This window comes from Dickeya sp. NCPPB 3274 (assembly GCF_000406205.1).
GTDB lineage: Bacteria > Pseudomonadota > Gammaproteobacteria > Enterobacterales > Enterobacteriaceae > Dickeya > Dickeya fangzhongdai.
Genome location: NZ_AOOH01000058.1, coordinates 1 through 958, shown reverse-complemented (window position 1 = coordinate 958; position 958 = coordinate 1). Strand labels below are relative to the sequence as shown.

The following is a 958-nucleotide window of genomic DNA, read 5'->3' as shown; positions in this document are numbered from 1 at the left end:
GCCCCCCAGCCAACCCTATCGGATCTGAAGACAGGTACTGCCCGCTTTCCGGGTCAAAATACCGGTGCCGGTTGTAATACAGCCCCGTCTCCGCGTCGTAGACCTGGCCCTGATAACGCAGCTCGCAGTACACTTCCTCGTTGGCCGCGTCGCCCAGATAACGCCGCAGCGGTATGGGGCGCTTATCTTCCCGGTACGCGCCCCACAGCCCCTGCTCGCCACGCCAGTGCACGTCGCCCGTTTCGCTGCACAGCTCACGCGCCGTCCCCGTCAGGTCCGTCACGATATAGTGCAGCCGGGTTTCCCCCTCCTGCTCCTCCACCTGCGCCAGCGGCCGGAAACTCCCCGGCTCGTACACCCACTGCACCGCACGCGCCACGCTGCCGTCCACCCGGTACTGCGTCTGCCCAGACAGCTGGTCGCCGTCCCACCGGTACGCCACCTGCGCTACCGCCTGCGCCGACGGCACCTGGCCCTCGCGCACCTTGCTTACCCGTCGACCGAACGCGTCGTAACGATACCGCCATCGCGCCCCGTCCGGCAAACTTACCCGCACCAGACGGTCCTGCGCGTCCCACTCGAAGCGCGTTTCCTGCGCCCGGAAACCGGGACGGCTTTCCCGTCTGACCGCCAGACGACCGCACGCATCGTACTGATACTGATGACCGCCGTGCTGCGTCACCCGGCCCGCCGCATCGTAACCCGCCGACGACTGCACCGACGCATTTTTTGCCGACAGCCGTCCGGCTCCGTCCGGCGCTATCGCCGACACCTCGCACAGGTTCTGCTCGCTGTCGTAGCCAAACAGCCGTGCCTGTTTCTGCCGCCCCTGCTCGCGCCGCTCCGCCGTCACCTGACCCGCGCCATTGAGCCGGAACGCCTGCTCGCCCCAGTGGCTGTCGCGGATGCCCGTCAGCCGGTCCAGCTCGTCGTACTGGTAGCGCCGCTCCAGTACCCC

The 958-nt window shown here is 67.7% G+C and carries 1 protein-coding gene; it reads right to left on the bottom strand.

Features of this window, described 5'->3' with window-relative positions; all coding sequences use genetic code 11:
* Nucleotides 1-958 (bottom strand): RHS repeat domain-containing protein (locus DXX3274_RS00660; protein ID WP_042858023.1); only part of this gene is annotated, 958 nt, incomplete at both ends.